Origin of the sequence: Candidatus Rubrimentiphilum sp. (assembly GCA_035710515.1) — a bacterium.
Taxonomy (GTDB): Bacteria; Vulcanimicrobiota; Vulcanimicrobiia; order Vulcanimicrobiales; family Vulcanimicrobiaceae; genus Rubrimentiphilum.
In genome coordinates this window covers 302,506-319,268 of sequence record DASTDE010000004.1, presented here as the reverse complement: position 1 = coordinate 319,268, position 16,763 = coordinate 302,506, and the positions used below count along the sequence as shown (strand labels likewise).

The following is a 16,763-nucleotide window of genomic DNA, read 5'->3' as shown; positions in this document are numbered from 1 at the left end:
GGAGAGACCATGAGTACAACCGGAATCGTCGTCGACCGCGGCCTTGAAGGCGTGGTGGTCGGAAGCACGCTGCTCTCCAACGTCGAGGGAAGAGAAGGCCGCCTCACCTATCGCGGCTACGACATCCACGACCTGGCTCCCAACGCCTGTTTCGAAGAAGTCGTGCATCTGCTGCTCTACGGACATCTGCCCACCAAGAGCGAGCTCGAAGCTTTAAAGAAAGAACTCGGCGCGCACCGCATGCTGCCCGAGCCGCTGATCAACGCGATGGAACGCGTGCCCAAAGATGCGTGGCCGATGGACGTGCTGCGCACGATCGTTTCAGGTCTGGCAATTTTCGTGCCGGTCGATCCGCACGGCGCGCACGTTTCCGACGTGCATACCGCAATCGAATTGATCGCCAAAGTGCCGACGGCCGTCGCGATGTGGGATCGCATTCGCCGCGGACTCGAACCCGTCGAACCGCGTCACGATCTATCGCAGGCCGCCAACTTCCTGTACATGTGCCGCGGAAGCGAGCCGACGGAAGTGGCCGAAGACGCCATGGACACCTATCTCGTGCTATTGGCCGACCATTCGTTCAATGCGTCGACGTTCTCCGCGCGCGTCACGGCATCGACAAAAGCCGATCTCTACGCCGCTGTTACATCGGCGATCGCAACGCTGGAGGGCGAAGCGCACGGCGGAGCCGCTAGCGCGGTCGGACGCGTGCTGCTCGAAGTCGGAAAACCCGAGCGCGCCGAAGCGTACGTGCGGGAAGTTCTGGCCCGCGGCGAGCGCATCATGGGAATGGGCCATCGCGAGTATAAGGTGCGCGATCCGCGCGCGCAGCATTTGGAAGCGGTCGCGAAAAAGCTCAGCGAGATTTCAGATCCGAAATGGTATCAGATCGCGCGCGCGCTCGAAGACGCGTCCAACGTCGTGCTGCAAGAGAAGAAACCCGGCAAGAACATTTACGCCAACGTGGACTTCTACACAGCGCCGCTGTTCTACAGCCTCGGATTTCCGGGCGACGAATTCACTCCGATCTTCGCGTGCGGGCGCATCGCGGGCTGGACGGCGCACGTCTTGGAACAGCTGGCGGACAACCGGCTCATCCGTCCGCAGGCAACGTATTCGGGGCCCGAAGTGCATGCGTTCGAACCCATCGAACAGCGCTCCGGCAACGGCTCAACAGCGCACTAGCGTTCGTCGTAGATTCGCGTAAGCTCGGACGGTAAGCGCGCGACGATCTCGTAGTTGATCGTCTCGGCCCAATCCGCCCAATCGTCTGCCGTCACGCTTGCATCACCTTGGTTCCCGATAAGAACCACCGGATCGCCCGGCCGCGCCTGCGTCGCTCCGAGATCGATCATGGTCATGTTCATGCAGACTCGCCCGGCGATGGGACAGCGCTGCCCGGCCACCAAGAACGCCCCGCGGTTGGAAAGCAGTCGCGGAATGCCGTCGGCATAGCCCAGCGGAACGACGCCGATGCGCATCGCGCGCGGCGCCTTGTACGAGCCGCCGTATCCAATCAGCGTCCCCGGTTCTACTTTGCGCACCGCAATCACGCGGCTCTCAAACGAAAGCGCCGGCTGCAGGCTGAATCCGCCGTTTACCGACGCGCGCGTTTCCTTCGAGGGCCACAATCCGTAGAGCGCAATGCCGAAGCGCACGAGATCCAAACGCGTCTGCGGCCAGAGCATGGCCGCGGCCGACGCCGCGATATGACGTAGCGGTGCGTGCGACTTTCCATCAAAGTGCACGGCGTTCAACACGCTTTCCAGCGTTTGCAATTGACCGAGCGTGAACGGTGAATCGAGATCTTCGGCCGACGCGAGATGTGAGAATATTCCGGCGACCTCAATGCCGGGCGTTTTCAAAGCGCGTTCGATCGCTTTGGGTGCGTCGCGCGGATCGAGTCCTAAGCGCCGGATTCCGGTGTCGACTTTCATGTGCACGCGAAACGCACTATTGTGCCGGCGCGCAATGCCCGCTACGGTGTCAAGATAGGTCGTTGCGTCCCAAAGTGTGATCTGCAGCTGGCGCGCGAGCGCTTCTTCCAGATGCTCCACCGGTGTAGGGCCGAGTACCATAATTGGTACTTTGACGCCGGCTTCGCGCAGCGCGAGGCCTTCTTCAACCGCATAGACGCAGATCGCGTCTGCAAACTCTTCTATCGCTAGCGCAACGCGAACGAGTCCATGTCCGTACGCATTCGATTTTACGACGAAAGCGGCTTTCGCGGGAGCCGCGAGGTCGCGCAGCGTGCGGGCATTATGGCGCAGCGCGGCGATTGAGATTCGCAGCGCGCCGATCATCTGCGGCTCGAAAGCAGGCGCGTGACCAGCGCGACCGGCAGTCCGAAGAACAAGCAGCTCGCGAATCCGCCGTAGGCAACTTCCAGCACGGTTGCCGTTCGCTCCGCCGCGACGCTGTAAAGAACCAACTGCATCACGACGTATGCCACGATGCCGTACACCACCCCGGACAGGACCGGCTGCGTATTGAGCTGCGGGCGAGTCTGCGCCAGATAGGCGTAACCCAATCCCCAAGCCAGGCAGACCGCGGCGTAGAGCGCGACGGACACGGCGCCGGGGCGGCCCGCCGCGGGGTAGATGAAGAGCCCAAAGAGCACGGCGCCGCTCAAGCCGGCGGCCGTTCCGCGCCAGGCGACCGCGGGCCAATCCAACGGTGGGTTCGTCACCATTCGGGCCTTTCGGTCAGCCTCACGGGCCTGCCTCGCGCGCATATCGGCCGCGCAGGGCTTAGGGAATAGGGCCAATAAGTGCACCTTTACGTAGGTTTAACGGACTATTCTTGAAATTGGGCCATTCGGCTCAGTTTTCCAGGATGGAGTTAACCTGCAAACGTGATATATTGCCAGCAAGCGGGTTGACCGAGGCGGAGGTTTAGGGTCTTGAGACGACATTTTTCAGCGTTATGCGTAACGCTTTTGGCCTTTGTGCCGGCGGCGTGCTCTATGCATGGGCAATCGTCCACGCCGGCGCTCCTTGCCTCAAACAACAACCCGCCCGGCGTCATCACTCCGCTCGACACTCACGGCGGCATCGCCACAAGCTTCCTGATCGGCGACGCCGCGCCCACCCTCTCCGGCAAACAACTCGCTCACTTCAATCTCGCCATTCGCGAAGTCGACGCCACCGACGGCTCCGGCCGGTTCCTGGTCGTCGCTCAGTACAGCAGCCCGCTCATCGTCGACGTCCTGCAATACCAAGGCGGATCCGGTGCGGCCGTCGGTCAGACTAGCAACACCCAGCGCACGTACGGCCAGATTCGCTTCGTCGTCGACCCGGCGGCAAGCCAAGCCATTTATGCCGATAACTCGACCGCGTCGCTCAACTTCGCCTATGGCCGGAACACCTCGAGCGATTCAGGCGCAGGCAACTCGACGCGGACCACGTCGGCCGGGCACGGACTCGTTGCGATCACCAACACGCAGAGTTTCACGATCGGCGCGAGCGCTGCCGAGCTCGTGAACATCGACTTCAATCTTCTCGAATCGCTCTCCACCGGCAACGACACCGGCGGCGGCATCTCCAGCGGCGGCATCACGCCGATGGACACCAGCGGCGGCATCGCCACTAACAGCATCTCCGTCCGCCCGACGCTCTTCGTTGCAGGCAACTCGAACTCGGGCCACATCACCGGTACGGTGGTTGGTTCGAACGGCAACGGCGTGAGCGGTGCAGTGGTCGTCGCGATCGGATCCTCGGGCAACGTCGGCAACACGGTTGCGACGGATGCCTCGGGCGGATTCGACCTTCACACGCTGCCGTCCGACACGTATCAAATTCGAATCTACAATTCATACACCAATGCGGCGGGCGCGCACTCTTCTGCGAAAGGCTCGGCTTCGAAACGTGACGTCATCTTTGGTCCCGCAATAACTGTGGGTCCAGGCCAAACGACTTCAGCCGGAACCATTACGGACTAGATCGCCGATATGCATATGCAAGACTCACGCCTCGTAGAGACGGGCGTAGACGTCGCAGCAGCACTGCAAAACGCGACCGAACTGGCGCGCCGCGCGCGCCGGGACGAAGCGCTGGCATTGCTGACGCATTGCGAGGACTGGCCCGAGCCGCTCAACGAGCAGGGTCTGCTGGTTCGCGCGGAAGTCTTGGCGCGCCGCGATCCCGTTCTGGCTCTCGAAACGCTGGCCGCGCACGCTGATGCCTTTACGTCGCCGGCAGGGCGCTTCGGCTACTTCGTAAGTTCCGCGTTTTCGTACGTCAACAGCCGCAACTTTGATGGTGCGCGCGACATGCTGGCCAGCGCGCAAGACCTCGTTGGAGAAGATTTGTCGCGTGCGTCGCGTTTGGGTTACGAACGCTCGCGCTTGGCTTGGGCCACGCGCCAGTACGATCCCAACAGCGACGACATCGCGCTGGCAATGAGCGACCCTGCTCCGGCTTCGCAGTTCCGCGCGCTTGCACTGCGTTCGTGGATGCACGCGGGCCTGGAAGATTATGCGTCGCAACTGAAAGACTTGCTCGCCGCCTTCCGGTACTTTGAAGACTCGAAAGCCACGTGCGATGTCACGTCCGTCGCTATCTCGCTACATGTCTTGCTGCGGCTGTCGGTTGAGCTCGGCGATAACGATGGCATGCGCGCGGGCGAAATAGCATACGAATCGATCGAGTGGACGCCCGACATTCAAGATCTGCAGTTCATGAGCGTTCGCGCGCTGGCATGGCACGCGTTCCATCAGGGCGATCCTGGCCGCGCGCAGTGGCTCTTCAAAGATTCGAAGGCGCTGGCGCCGACACTCGCATGGCAAGTCATCGCACACGTCGACCGCGCATTCGTCGCCCGCATGAACGGCAACGAAGCTTGGGCGGCCGAAGAACTTGCGTTGGCGCACACCTTGGCGCGTGACGTTGAGTGGGATGCGACGCACGGCGAGGAACGCCAAGCGCTGGTGATGCTGGCCGAGCTGTTTGCGTCCACCGACATGGCGCAAGCGCAAGGGTATGTGTCGACCTATACCAGACTTGGCCGGGACAGCCTAGACCCGACGCTCGCAGCCGCGCACGATCGCCGCACGATCGCGTACGAAAAATACGCCGCCGGCCGCGTGCAAGCAGTGCTCGGCAATGTGAAACTGGCGAAGGACTCGCTCGAGTTCGCCTTTGACGTCTTCGCGCAAATCCGCCATCCGTATCGCGCCGCACTGGCCGCTGCCGCATTGTTCGAACTGACGGAAGACGGACAGTGGCTCGATAAGGCTCGCTCGCAGGCCGCGCACTTTGCCAAGAGCCCGCTTTACCGCCGGTTGTCCGAATTGGATCGGGTCGAGGAGCAGCGCGTTCTCTCCGGGCTTACGCCGATGCAGCGCCAGATCGCCATCGCGCTTTCGCAAGGCACCGAGCTCGACGCCCTGTCGCAACAGTTTAGCCGTAGCACATTTACGCTTGAAAAGCAGATCGAGATAATCTTTGCCGCTCTGGGCGTGCAATCGCGTCATGCGTTGCGTGCCGAGCTGCGGCAACGTAAGATGCTGTGAAACCCGCCGGCCCGGCGGGCCTAGTTTCCCGGCTAATCATCTTCGCCGCGCTGACCGCGCTGTGTTTCATTGCGTTCCTTGGCGCGGCGCTGGCCCAACTGCCGCGCCTCATTCTCGAGATTTACGCCGGCGTCGGCATCGTCACGATTACGATCGCGGGCAAATTGCTGATCAGCGACGGCATGGCGTCGATTCGCGGATTAACCGAACGGGGCTACAACGTTGTCGAGAGCATTCCCGACGGCTTTTACATCATCGATAAAGACTGGCGTTTCTCGCACGTCAACGAGCCCGCCGAAGAGTTGCTGCGCAAAAATGCCGGCGAGCTGATCGGCGCGCGCATACAAGACGTGCTGGATCCGCTGGGTTCCGATCTCGTTCCCGAAATGCTTAGCGTGCGCCGGCAGGGTCTTCCGCTGGAGCGCGTCCAGCACTTCCAGTCAACGGATAAGTGGATCGAAATTCGCATTCAGCCGGCGCGCGACGAGTTGCTTGTTCATCTGCGCGACGTCACGGAACGTAAGAAGTCCGAGCTGCTCTTGAAAGCCACCGCCAGCCTGCGGCTGCTGCTTTCGCAGCTGCCCGCCGTCGTCTGGACCGTCGACACGGATTTGCGGCTCACGTCGATTAGAGGCGCGGCACTGGCGGATCAACGGCTCTACGCTGACGACCTGATCGGAGCTCCGTACGGCGCAAGCATCGACGATCCCGAACAGCGGCGCGCGTGCTTAAACGAGTTGCGCCGTGCGCTCGCGGGCGAAGCGGTGCGTTATGAAACGCGGCAAAACGGACGCTGGCTGCAAAACGACGTCGAACCGCTGCGCGACGCCGAGGGCGGCGTCATCGGCGCGATCGGCGTGATGCTGGACGTCACCGACGTGCGCGAGAGCGCCGAACGTTTCGCCAAACTGGCGCGTCAAGACGTGATGACGCAGCTGCCCAACCGTCTGGCATTGGAAGAATCGTTGCCGCTGCTCATTGCGGAAGCCGCCGCCAAGGGCGGACATCTGGCGGCGCTCTTCATCGACATCGATCGTTTTAAGACGATCAACGACACGCTCGGACACCGTGTGGGTGACGAATTGCTGCGCAGCATTGCATCGCGCTTGCAAGAGCGTTTGATCAACCGCGCGACGATCTACCGCTCGGGCGGCGACGAATTCGTCGTCGTGATCGAAGGGATCGGCGATCAGCGGACGGTCGTTTCGGTTGCGACGGGCGTCGTCAACTCGTTCCACGAGCCGTTCTTGATCGGCAGCCGCGAGCTCTTCGTAACCGCGAGCATCGGCACGAGTCTCTTCCCGCAGAACGCGCAGACCGCCGACGAACTGATCGCATTTGCCGACTCGGCGATGTATCGCGCGAAAGAAGCCGGGCGCAACAACGTCAAGTCGTACGACGGCACGATGCACGCGCGCGTGCTGGAGCGCATGGGCCTGGAGCAAGATTTGCGGCAAGCGCTCTCGCGCGGCGAGTTGTCACTGCTGTTCCAGCCAATCGTCGACATTGCGAGCAAGCGGATCGTGACCGCCGAAGCGTTGGCGCGCTGGAAGCACCCGACTCTTGGCGAGCTTCAGCCCGAAGTCTTTATTCCGATTGCGGAAGAGAGCGGAACGATCGTCGAGATCAGCCGCTGGGTGCTGACGCAGGCGTGCAGTACGGCGGTGCGGATCCGCCAAACCGCGGCGCCCGACTTCCGGGTCTCCGTCAATCTTTCGCCGCGCGACTTCTACGAACAGGATTGCGCCGCGACGATCGGCGCGGTGTTGGCCGAAACCGGCCTGCCCGCCAGCGCGCTCGAGCTCGAAGTGACCGAAAACATCGTGCTGAACGATCTGGCCGTCGCGACGTTGCTGCGGATCCACGCGATGGGCGTGCAGATCGTCGTCGACGACTTTGGCACCGGCTACAGCTCGCTCAACTACATCAAACGCCTGCCGGTGCACGCCATCAAGATCGACAAGGGCTTCATCGACGACGTCACGCGCGACCCGTACGACCAAGGCATCGTCAAAGCCATCGCGACCCTCGCGCAGACCTTGGGACTCCGCGTCATCGCCGAGGGCATCGAGACCGACGCCCAATGGGAGTTCGTCCGGTCGCTGAATTGCGATCAGGCCCAAGGATTTCTCTTCCACCGGCCGCTGGCGCGCGGCGACCTCATGGCCCGAATCGCCGAACAAGAGATGCAGCAGCCGCCCTCGACGACCCCCCGCGTCGTCAGCATCTACAGGGGCAACTAGCCCGAACCAACTCGTCCCCTTGGGCCGAAGCGAGCGTCGGCACGCCCTCACACAAAGCCCTTGCAGTCTCCACCCCACTCTGCTAAGATTTCGGGGCTGGCAGTCTCCATTTGAGAGTGCTAGTCCCAAAAATTGCGCATTCTGACCGAAAAATCGTGGAGGTTTTGTGGATTTCCAGCCCGGCGGCGACCAACTACTGATTGAGTTGGCTGAACAAGAAGAAAAGACGGCAAGCGGCATTTATCTGCCAGACACGGCTAGGGAGAAGCCCCACAAGGGGTTCGTTCGTGCCGTTGGCCGCGGCCGCGAAAATGATGACGGCAAGTTACTGCCGATGCACTATAAGGTTGGCGATTTTGTACTCTTCAAAAAGTACACCGGCAGCGAGATTAAAATCGACGGTAAAGAGTACGCTGTCATTAGTGAAAGAGATATCTTGGGTACATTTTCCAAAGTCCCGGCAAGCGTTTAAGGAGCGTTTTAACATTAATTATGGCTGCAAAAGAATTAGTATTTGACGAAAGCGCCCGCCGGGCGCTCGAGCGCGGTGCCAACCTGTTGGCAGACGCGGTAAAGGTAACGCTGGGACCAAAGGGTCGCAACGTTGTTCTCGACAAGAAATTCGGCTCACCGACGATTACAAACGACGGCGTGACCATCGCTAAGGAAATCGAACTACCGAATACGTTCGAAAACATGGGTGCGCAGCTCTTAAAAGAGGTAGCGTCCAAGACGAATGATGTAGCCGGGGACGGCACGACGACCGCCACGGTACTGGCACAAGCGATAATCCGCGAAGGTCTTCGCAACGTTACCGCCGGCTCGAATCCGCTGCTGATCAAGCGCGGAATCGAAAAAGCCGTGGAAATCGCCGTTGAGAGAATGAAAGAGTTTTCTAAGAAGGTTGAAGATACAGACACGGTTGCGCAAGTTGCTTCGATTTCAGCGAATGACAAAGAGATTGGTGACCTAATCGCTTTGGCGATGGGCAAAGTTAGCCAACGCGACGGCAAGGTCACGACTGAAGGCGTGATAACGATAGAAGAATCCAAGTCGATGAAGACGGAGGTCGAAACTAAGGGCGGAATGCAGTTCGACAAGGGCTATATCTCGCCTTATATGGCTACTGACATGGAGCGGATGGAAGCAACATTGCACGATCCATACATACTGGTGACGGAGCGTAAGATCTCAGCAATTGCTGATATCTTGCCACTGCTCGAGAAGATCGTGCAAACGCAGAAACCACTACTGATAATCGCGGAAGACGTCGAGGGTGAAGCGCTGGCGACACTGGTTGTCAACAAACTTCGGGGTACATTCACGACGGTTGCCGTTAAAGCTCCGGGCTTCGGCGATCGACGTAAAGAGATGCTCAAGGACATCGCGACCCTTACTGGTGCGACCGTTATCTCCGAAGAGCTCGGACTCAAGCTCGACAAGACAACGCCCGAGCAGCTTGGTAGCGCTAAATCGGTCAAAGTTAATAAGGAAGAGACGACCATTGTTGACGGTTCAGGCAAACCGGATGCGATCAAGGGCCGAATCGAACAGATCAAGCAGCAGATTGAGGACACCGATAGCGACTTTGATCGCGAGAAGCTCCAAGAGCGGCTGGCAAAGCTATCGGGTGGCGTCGCCGTCATCAACGTCGGTGCGGCAACCGAAACCGAGCTCAAAGAAAAGAAACATCGGATCGAGGACGCGCTTAGCGCGACCAAGGCTGCGGTCGAAGAGGGCATGATACCAGGTGGCGGCGCATCGCTCGTTCACGCTATAAAGGCAATAGAGAAATATCAGCCTTCAAAAACCAACGGTGCAGCGCTTACGTGGGCCGATGAAAAGATCGGCATCGAGATCATCAAGCGAGCTCTTGAAGAACCCCTTCGGCAAATAGCTGACAATGCGGGCTTTGAAGGGTCGGTCCAAGTTAATAGCGTTCGCAATAAGGATAACCCCTTTGGGTTCGACGCGATGACTGGAGAGATCGTAGACATGTTTAAGGCCGGCATCGTCGAGCCGCTCAAAGTGACGCGCTCGGCGCTTCAAAACGCGGCTTCGATCGGTGCGATGATCCTGACGACCGAAACGCTGATCGCCGACAAACCCGAGCCGAAGAAAGAGCCGGCAATGCCCGGCGGCGGCATGGGCGACTACGGCGGGATGATGTAGAAGCATCTTCGCTACTGAAAGGCCCCGCATAATTGCGGGGCCTTTTTCTTTGGTCGCTAATATTGGCTAAAATGTTCGTCATCGCATGGATCGCCTCGGTTGTTCTGGCCTCGTCGGCTACGCCGCTATTCGTTCCGCCCGCAGCGCTGCACGAGTTGAAGCGCGATCCGGGGACGGCTGATTACATGCGGCGCGGAGGTTATACGTTCGTAACGGAATATCGCAAGACGATTCATCAACGCATCGGGAGCGCCATCATCCCGCGCTCGATTCTCATCGTTATTGCAACCGCCCCGTCGGATGGCTTCGACGCGCAAGGATACGCCCAAGCTCGCTTGATGCTGGCGAACCGGCACGGGCTAAAAACGATCGCCAGCAGTGCCGCAAGATTGTGCCGCGGACAAACAGGGTGGCTGACCACGCTTTCACAGCCCGGCAGTGACACCCCCGTTACGACGCTCTTCGCAGCGTCGGGAGAGACGATGTACGTCGCACAGCTGAGCCTTCCGAAATCCGTTGCCGATTCGTTTGGCGTGCTTCGCTCGCTCTACACGCTTTGTCCACCCGAACCTGCCGTCTCACAAACCCAAGGGATGCAAGGTCCTTTGCCGTTTACTCCGCCGGCGGGTTGGCAACGCGGGAATGTTGCGTCTGCGCCAACCACCGCGACATTTCAGACGGCCGGAGTTTGGCTACACGTTACAAACAGCGCAAAGGCCTCACTCGAATCGCTCTTCCTCGTGAAGGCTCCGGCGCTGCCGCAGTCTATGCTCGCGCAAGACGAAACCGAGCACCAGGTCGAGAACTTGAAGGAGCAGATCCCGGGCGTGCAGGTTACGCAGACTGTTCAAAAACTGTGCGGGGGATCGTCGGACGGATGGCTGCTGACGTACACGAGCGGCACATTCGATGTAGAACGAATGTATGCGTATGGAGCTGCTGCTTCGTACATTCTCACGTACAACCGCCGGCGCGGAACGGCCGAGAATCCGGCTGCACGCGCGGCGATGAATTCTTTATGCGCGCGCTAAATTAAAAAGGCCCCGCAAGATTGCGAGGCCTTTTTGTATCATTGGAGACTGTTAGACCGCTGTCGTGCCGGGCTTGCTCCACGCGCCCATGATGTAGCCCATGATTGCCATCGCTAGGGTTACGAAACCGGCGTTGATTGCCCAAAGGCCAACCGGGAGGCTGCCCCAGATGACGCCCAGGAACGACATGGATGCGAACACACCGATCCCGATGAACAGGCCGAAGCCGAAACCGCGAGCAGCCGGATTCGGATCGGGACGCATTGCGAGCGCTATCGCAATGACGTAGCTAAGGAACCAGCCCAATAAGAATGTTTCGATCAAGGGCACGGTCATGCTCGCAGGCATCCCCGGGGCTTTGCCGGTCATCGCGGCGATCTGTGCCATGTACATCTTTCCAAAGATGAACGAGTACCAGAGAAAACTGAGTACGAAGAAAATGATCGCCGAAACGAAGACGGCCACGTGATTGATTTTTGGACTCATTACGCCTCCTAAAGGCAGTGAGCGATTGCAGCTCCCCTTCGCTTGCTTGGTCAGGCGCCCTGCCCCAATGAGGGAAAGAGCATAGGGACTTACTAAAGCATGGGACCTGCCTTTTTTGGAGGACAAGCAAGCAATGAAACTCTTTCGGACGATTCTGGCCTCGGGCATCGCACTGAGCGCGGCGGCGGCTCTAAGCGCGTGCGGCGGCTCAACGACGACCACCTCGACCAGCACCGCAGCTAGCGAAGCCCCCGGCGAATACGGCGGAGCCTCGAAGGCGCCCGCCGGAGGCGCTATGAAGGCGTCGGCCGGAGGCGCGATGATGGCTTCCGGTATTAGCGTTACCTTCGCCCCGCAAAACGGCTCGAAGCAAAGCGGCTCCGGTTCGGTCACGAACAAGAGCGGCGGCGTGTGGGTGACGCTCACAGTGACGAACGAACCCAAGGGCGCTTCGGAGCCCACGCACATTCACCAGGGAACCTGCGCGAAGCTCAACCCCGCTCCGTGGAAAGTGTTGGCCAACACCGTGAACGGCAAGTCGTCAACGCTGGTCCCCGGCCTCACGGTGGCGCAGCTCAAGAAAGGGCCGTACGCCATCAACCTGCACAAGAGCCTGAAGCAGCTCAGCGTGTACGTCTCCTGCGGTAACCTCTAGACACCAAACTCGCGGAGGGCGAGCGCACCGCCCTCCTGCATTCCGCCCGCCTCCGCGCTATAATAAGAGCGGGAGGACGAACGCCTATGGCGATCCGATGTGCTCTCGCGCTGGCTGCGATCCTTTTGCCGGCAGCGATTTTTTCTGTGCCCGCTCAGGCCGCGAGTTCGGCCGATCTGACTGCCGCGATCAAGAACATGCCGGCTCAGTCGGACAAGCTCCGAGCGTTGATGAGCAACTTAAGCGTCTCGCAGTTCCATTTCGTCAACGCCGGCGGTGAGGTAGACGCCGCCACGCTGCACAAGAATGCGGCCGCTATCGCGGATCTCCGCGATACGCTCAGCCACGCAACGCTCACCGACAATGACGGCGTGGTGACGACGATGAAAAAAGTGCTGGTGAGCAAGAACCTGACGCTCGATCAGATCGTCGCGATCTACGTCGGCGGAACTCAGATTACAGTGTTCTACCAGTAGGTACGCGGGCGCGAAGGAAAAGAAACAGGTAATAAAACGGCACCGCAAGTGCAAAGAGCGCGAACGTGGCGGCGGCTCCTTGCCATGAGGTGATATAACTCGTCAGGGTGATCCCAAAGGCGATCAGCATAAAGAGCGCCGTCGTATACGGGTGGAACGGCACCGAAAATCCATTGTCCGCCGGTTTGTCCCGGTCGCGCGCGCGAAACACGAACACGGCGATCGCGGCGAGCGTAAAGAACAGAAAGTCCACGCCGATCACGTAATTCAAAATAGACGCATAGCCTTTCCAGAATGTGATGACAATCGCGACGACGCCTTGGAGTGCAATGGCGACTACCGGCACGCGCGTCTTCGGATGGACCCAGGCTATCGACTTGAAGAACAGCCCGTCTTCAGCCATCGCGTGGTAGACGCGCGGCGACGTCAGGATCTGATTGCTCAGGAACCCGAGCGTCGAAAGTGAAATGATGGCGGCCATGAATTGAGCGCCGCGCGCGCCCATAAAAGCGCGCGCCACTTCGGATGCCGGCGCATCGGTGTGCATGAGTCCGCTCACACCTAGGACGCGCAAGCACACGACGTTGACGAGCAGATAGAGAACGATGACGCCGGCGACGCCCCACAGCAGACCGATGGGTAACGACCGCTTCGGGTCCTTCAATTCGCCGCTCATAAAACTCGCGGTCTGCCAGCCGCTGTACGCGAACATCACCGCGACCATCGACGCGACCATTGCACCGAGTAAGCCGAGCGTCGTTCCGGTGCTCGGCGTGGCGGCGGCGGCAGCAGCGGATGGATGCGTCAAGAAACCGGCGACGATCAACACGACTATCGCGCCGATCTTCAGCACCATGAAACCGTTCTGGACGTTTCCGCCTTGCCGCACGCCCAGACAATTGACGATCGTAAAAACGGCCAAAACAAAAAATGCCAGCAGCGGCTGACTGACGTTCTGTCCGGTGAGCGCCGGATAGTATCCCGCAAACGTGAGCGCGGCCGCGGCCATGCCGCCGCTCTGCGAGACCAGCAGCAGCGTCCAGCCGTACATGAACGCAACCATCGGATGAAACGCGTCGCGCAGGTACGCGTAAAATCCGCCGTCCTGGGGGCGGCGCGCGGCCAGTTCGGCGATCACGAAGGCGCCGAGGACCGAAATGATTCCGCCCGCAATCCACACGCCGGCAATCGCCGCCGGCACCCACACGATTTTGGCGACGACCGAGGGATTGCGGAAAATGCCCGAACCGATAATGCCGCCCATCACGATCAAGGCGGCATCGAACGGGCCTAAGCGGCGCGCGAGTTTGGTCAGGCAAGGGTGTTTGGCGGGAAACCGAAGGAGTACCTAGAGGTTTATAAGCCCTGATGGATTGGATGTGCGGCTGGCAGCCCAACGTGGACGTGGTGATCGATGAAGGCTCGCGCACGCTTGTCGTGCGCGCCGAGTTGGCCGGAGCCGACAGTGATAGCCTGCGTGTTTTCCTGGACGACCAGCGCCTCTACATCTCCGGCCGGCGCGCCAAAGCCGCGCGTCTGCGCGGCGGATCGTTCGTGCAGAAAGAGATCGCGGACGGCGACTTCGTGAAGAGCATTCGCTTGCCTGTAGCCGTAGCGCAAGAGGAGATCACCGCCACTTACGAAGATGGGCTGCTCACGATCGCGCTGCCGATTTCGCCGTACGAATATATTCCCGCAGCGCGCACGGAGATTCGCATGATTGTCAAACGGGTGCTGGCATAATGGCCGCGGTTGAAGTAGTGACCAAAACCATCGGTCTTTTGCCGCTGCAAGACGCCGTACTCTTTCCAAACACGGTCATTCCGCTGGCAGTTGTGAAGCGTCCGGGCATTCAGCTCGTTGAGGAAGCGCTGCGCGAGGGCAAGCCGATCGGCTTGACGCTGCTCAACAATCGCGACATCGAGAATCCCGGACCCAACGACGTGCACCGCATCGGCACGATCGGTACCGTGCAAAAAATGCTGAAGGTTCCGGACGGAACGCTGCGTTGCATCGTCGCCGGCCAAACTGTCTTCAAGATCGAACAGTTCACCGCGACCGAACCGTATCTCGTGGCGGAATACGAAGAGCTGCCCGACGTTACCGTCTCTTCCGAAGAGCTGGTCGCGATGCAGCGCAATCTGGGCGGCCTCTTTCAGAAACTGCTCGGATACTTGCCGCAAGCGCCGCGCGAGATGGAGATGGAAGTTCAAAACATCTCCGATCCCAATTTGCTGACGTACTTTGTCGCGTCCACCATGCGGCTGGACACGGCCGACCGCCAAGCGGTGCTCGAGGAGCGCAACACCGAGAAGCGGATGCGCAAACTGACGATGCTCCTGACCAAGGAGCTCGAGGTTGTCGAACTCGGACACAAGATCCAATCCGACATCCAGCGCGAGATGGAGAAAAACCAGCGCGAGTTTTATCTGCGCCAACAGCTGCGTGCCATTCAGGAAGAGTTGGGCGAAGTCGATCCGCAGCAGGCCGAAGCCAATGAGTTGCGCCAGAAGATCGAAGAAGCCAAGATGCCCGAAGACGCGCGTAAGGCGGCGGATCGCGAGCTCGACCGGCTTTCGAAAGTGCCGCAGGCCTCGCCGGAGTACAGCGTCATTCGGACGTACTTGGATTGGCTCGTCCAGCTCCCGTGGGGTCAAGAGACCACGGACCACTTCGATATCAAGCGTGCGCGAACGATTCTCGACGAGGATCACTACGATCTGGAGAAGATCAAGGACCGCATCATCGAGTATTTGGCGGTCGGCAAACTCAAGAAACGTCTGACCGGGCCAATTCTGTGCTTCGTTGGACCGCCCGGTACGGGCAAGACGTCGCTCGGACAGTCGATCGCGCGGGCGATGGGGCGCAAGTTCGCGCGGCTCTCGGTCGGCGGCGTACGCGATGAAGCCGAGATCCGCGGACACCGGCGCACGTACATCGGCGCGATGCCGGGCACAATCGTGCGCGCGATTCGAGACGCGGGGACGCGCAATCCCGTCATGATGATCGACGAGATCGATAAAGTCGGCGCCGATTTCCGCGGCGATCCGCAGTCTGCGCTGCTGGAAGTCTTGGATCCGGAACAAAACAACACGTTCCGCGATCACTATCTCGATCTGCCTTTCGATCTGTCGCAAGTGCTCTTCGTCTGTACCGCCAACAGTTTGGACACGATCAGCCCGCCGTTGCGCGACCGCATGGAGATCATCCAGCTGGCGGGGTATACCGAGCTGGAGAAGCTGCAGATTGCCAAACGCTATCTCGTCCCAAAACAGCGCAAGGCCAACGGACTAAAAGATTCGCAAGCGCAGATTAACGATGCGGCGCTCCGCTCGATCATCGTGGATTACACCCGCGAGGCGGGCGTGCGAAACTTGGAGCGCGAGATCGGAACGATCTTCCGCAAGATCGCGCGCAAGATTGCCGAGGCGCCGCGTTTCAAGGGCCGGATAAAAGCCGATTCCTTGGCGGAATACTTGAACAAGCCGCTGTTCTACAGCGAGGTCAAGAAACGCGTCGCGTCCGTCGGCGTCGCAACCGGCATGTTCTACACGCCGTACGGCGGCGATATTCTCTTCATTGAAACGACCACGATGCCCGGCACCGGCAAGCTGGTGCTGACGGGGCAGCTCGGCGACGTCATGAAGGAAAGCGCGCAAGCGGCGGTTTCGTTTTTGCGGTCGCGCTCCGCCGAGCTCGGTTTGGCCGACGACTACTTTGCCAAACACGATCTGCACATTCACGTGCCGACCGGCGCGACGCCGAAGGACGGCCCGTCGGCGGGCGTGGCGCTGGCGACCGCCATCGCGTCGCTGCTGACCGGACTCAAAGTGGATCCGGACGTCGCGATGACCGGCGAAATAACACTGACCGGGCAAGTGCTGCCTATCGGCGGTTTGAAAGAGAAAGTGCTTGGCGCCAAGCGGGCCGGCATCCGGAAGATCATCATGCCGAAACGCAACGAGATCGATCTCGACGACATTCCGAAGGAAGTGCGCGACACGATGTCGTTCGTTTCGGTCGAAGAGCTCTCCGAAGTGCTGCAAAACGCGCTCGGCAAACGCATCATCACGCCGGTCGAACTGGGCATTTCGCCGCAGCGCGCGAGCAACGTCGTGCCTATGCGCCGCAGCGCGCTCAAGCGCGTGCGCGCACCCGAACGCAAGCGGTCGCGTACGCGGCGTTAAG

Annotated in this window: 15 protein-coding genes; 11 read left to right on the top strand and 4 right to left on the bottom strand. The window is 60.2% G+C overall.

Annotation, left to right across the window (positions count from 1 at the left end):
* Positions 1-9: 9 nt before the first annotated feature.
* Entirely contained in the window at positions 10-1,185 is a 1,176-nt protein-coding gene (locus tag VFO29_10615) for a citrate/2-methylcitrate synthase (protein HET9393953.1), read from the top strand.
* On the opposite strand, the gene alr is transcribed toward VFO29_10615, so the two are convergent.
* Entirely contained in the window at positions 1,182-2,303 is a 1,122-nt protein-coding gene (gene alr, locus VFO29_10610; protein ID HET9393952.1) for an alanine racemase, read from the bottom strand. The two genes, VFO29_10615 and alr, sit on opposite strands and share 4 nt — an antisense overlap.
* On the bottom strand, positions 2,300-2,692 hold the full coding sequence (locus VFO29_10605; GenBank protein HET9393951.1) for a hypothetical protein: 393 nt from the start codon (positions 2,690-2,692) through the stop codon (positions 2,300-2,302). Before VFO29_10605 ends, alr begins: the two co-directional genes overlap by 4 nt.
* Positions 2,693-2,902: 210 nt before the next feature.
* On the opposite strand from VFO29_10605, the gene VFO29_10600 reads away from it, so the two are divergent.
* The 6 genes from VFO29_10600 to VFO29_10575 all read left to right on the top strand — a co-directional run bounded on the left by VFO29_10600 (position 2,903) and on the right by VFO29_10575 (position 10,958).
* A complete protein-coding gene (locus VFO29_10600) occupies positions 2,903-3,940 on the top strand; it encodes a carboxypeptidase regulatory-like domain-containing protein (GenBank protein ID HET9393950.1) in 1,038 nt (345 codons plus the stop codon).
* A 15-nt stretch (positions 3,941-3,955) separates the two neighbouring features.
* Entirely contained in the window at positions 3,956-5,512 is a 1,557-nt protein-coding gene (locus tag VFO29_10595) for a hypothetical protein (GenBank protein HET9393949.1), read from the top strand.
* Complete coding sequence (locus VFO29_10590) at positions 5,509-7,755, top strand: EAL domain-containing protein (GenBank protein ID HET9393948.1); 2,247 nt, start codon at positions 5,509-5,511, stop codon at positions 7,753-7,755. Before VFO29_10595 ends, VFO29_10590 begins: the two co-directional genes overlap by 4 nt.
* Positions 7,756-7,921: 166 nt before the next feature.
* Entirely contained in the window at positions 7,922-8,227 is a 306-nt protein-coding gene (locus tag VFO29_10585) for a co-chaperone GroES (protein HET9393947.1), read from the top strand.
* A 20-nt stretch (positions 8,228-8,247) separates the two neighbouring features.
* Entirely contained in the window at positions 8,248-9,927 is a 1,680-nt protein-coding gene (groL, locus tag VFO29_10580) for a chaperonin GroEL (GenBank protein HET9393946.1), read from the top strand.
* Between the two features lie 71 nt (positions 9,928-9,998).
* The gene (locus VFO29_10575) at positions 9,999-10,958 is read left to right on the top strand and encodes a hypothetical protein (GenBank protein ID HET9393945.1); all 960 of its coding nucleotides are present in this window, start codon (positions 9,999-10,001) and stop codon (positions 10,956-10,958) included.
* 51 nt (positions 10,959-11,009) lie between these two features.
* Here the strand turns inward: VFO29_10575 and VFO29_10570 are convergent, their stop codons facing one another.
* A complete protein-coding gene (locus tag VFO29_10570; protein ID HET9393944.1) occupies positions 11,010-11,444 on the bottom strand; it encodes a DUF1761 domain-containing protein in 435 nt (144 codons plus the stop codon).
* Between the two features lie 133 nt (positions 11,445-11,577).
* Between VFO29_10570 and VFO29_10565 the strand changes: the two genes are divergently transcribed.
* Together VFO29_10565 and VFO29_10560 are read left to right on the top strand one after the other, a co-directional pair.
* Positions 11,578-12,099: a hypothetical protein gene (locus tag VFO29_10565; GenBank protein HET9393943.1), complete on the top strand. Its 522-nt coding sequence runs from the start codon at positions 11,578-11,580 to the stop codon at positions 12,097-12,099.
* A gap of 86 nt (positions 12,100-12,185) precedes the next feature.
* Complete coding sequence (locus tag VFO29_10560; protein ID HET9393942.1) at positions 12,186-12,575, top strand: hypothetical protein; 390 nt, start codon at positions 12,186-12,188, stop codon at positions 12,573-12,575.
* Here VFO29_10560 and VFO29_10555 read toward each other — a convergent pair.
* On the bottom strand, positions 12,556-13,890 hold the full coding sequence (locus VFO29_10555; protein ID HET9393941.1) for an amino acid permease: 1,335 nt from the start codon (positions 13,888-13,890) through the stop codon (positions 12,556-12,558). The two genes, VFO29_10560 and VFO29_10555, sit on opposite strands and share 20 nt — an antisense overlap.
* 53 nt (positions 13,891-13,943) lie before the next feature.
* Between VFO29_10555 and VFO29_10550 the strand changes: the two genes are divergently transcribed.
* Together VFO29_10550 and lon are read left to right on the top strand one after the other, a co-directional pair.
* The gene (locus VFO29_10550; GenBank protein ID HET9393940.1) at positions 13,944-14,318 is read left to right on the top strand and encodes an Hsp20/alpha crystallin family protein; all 375 of its coding nucleotides are present in this window, start codon (positions 13,944-13,946) and stop codon (positions 14,316-14,318) included.
* A gap of 17 nt (positions 14,319-14,335) precedes the next feature.
* Positions 14,336-16,762, top strand: coding sequence for an endopeptidase La (gene lon, locus VFO29_10545; GenBank protein HET9393939.1), 2,427 nt, complete (start codon positions 14,336-14,338; stop codon positions 16,760-16,762).
* Position 16,763 lies beyond the last annotated feature (1 nt).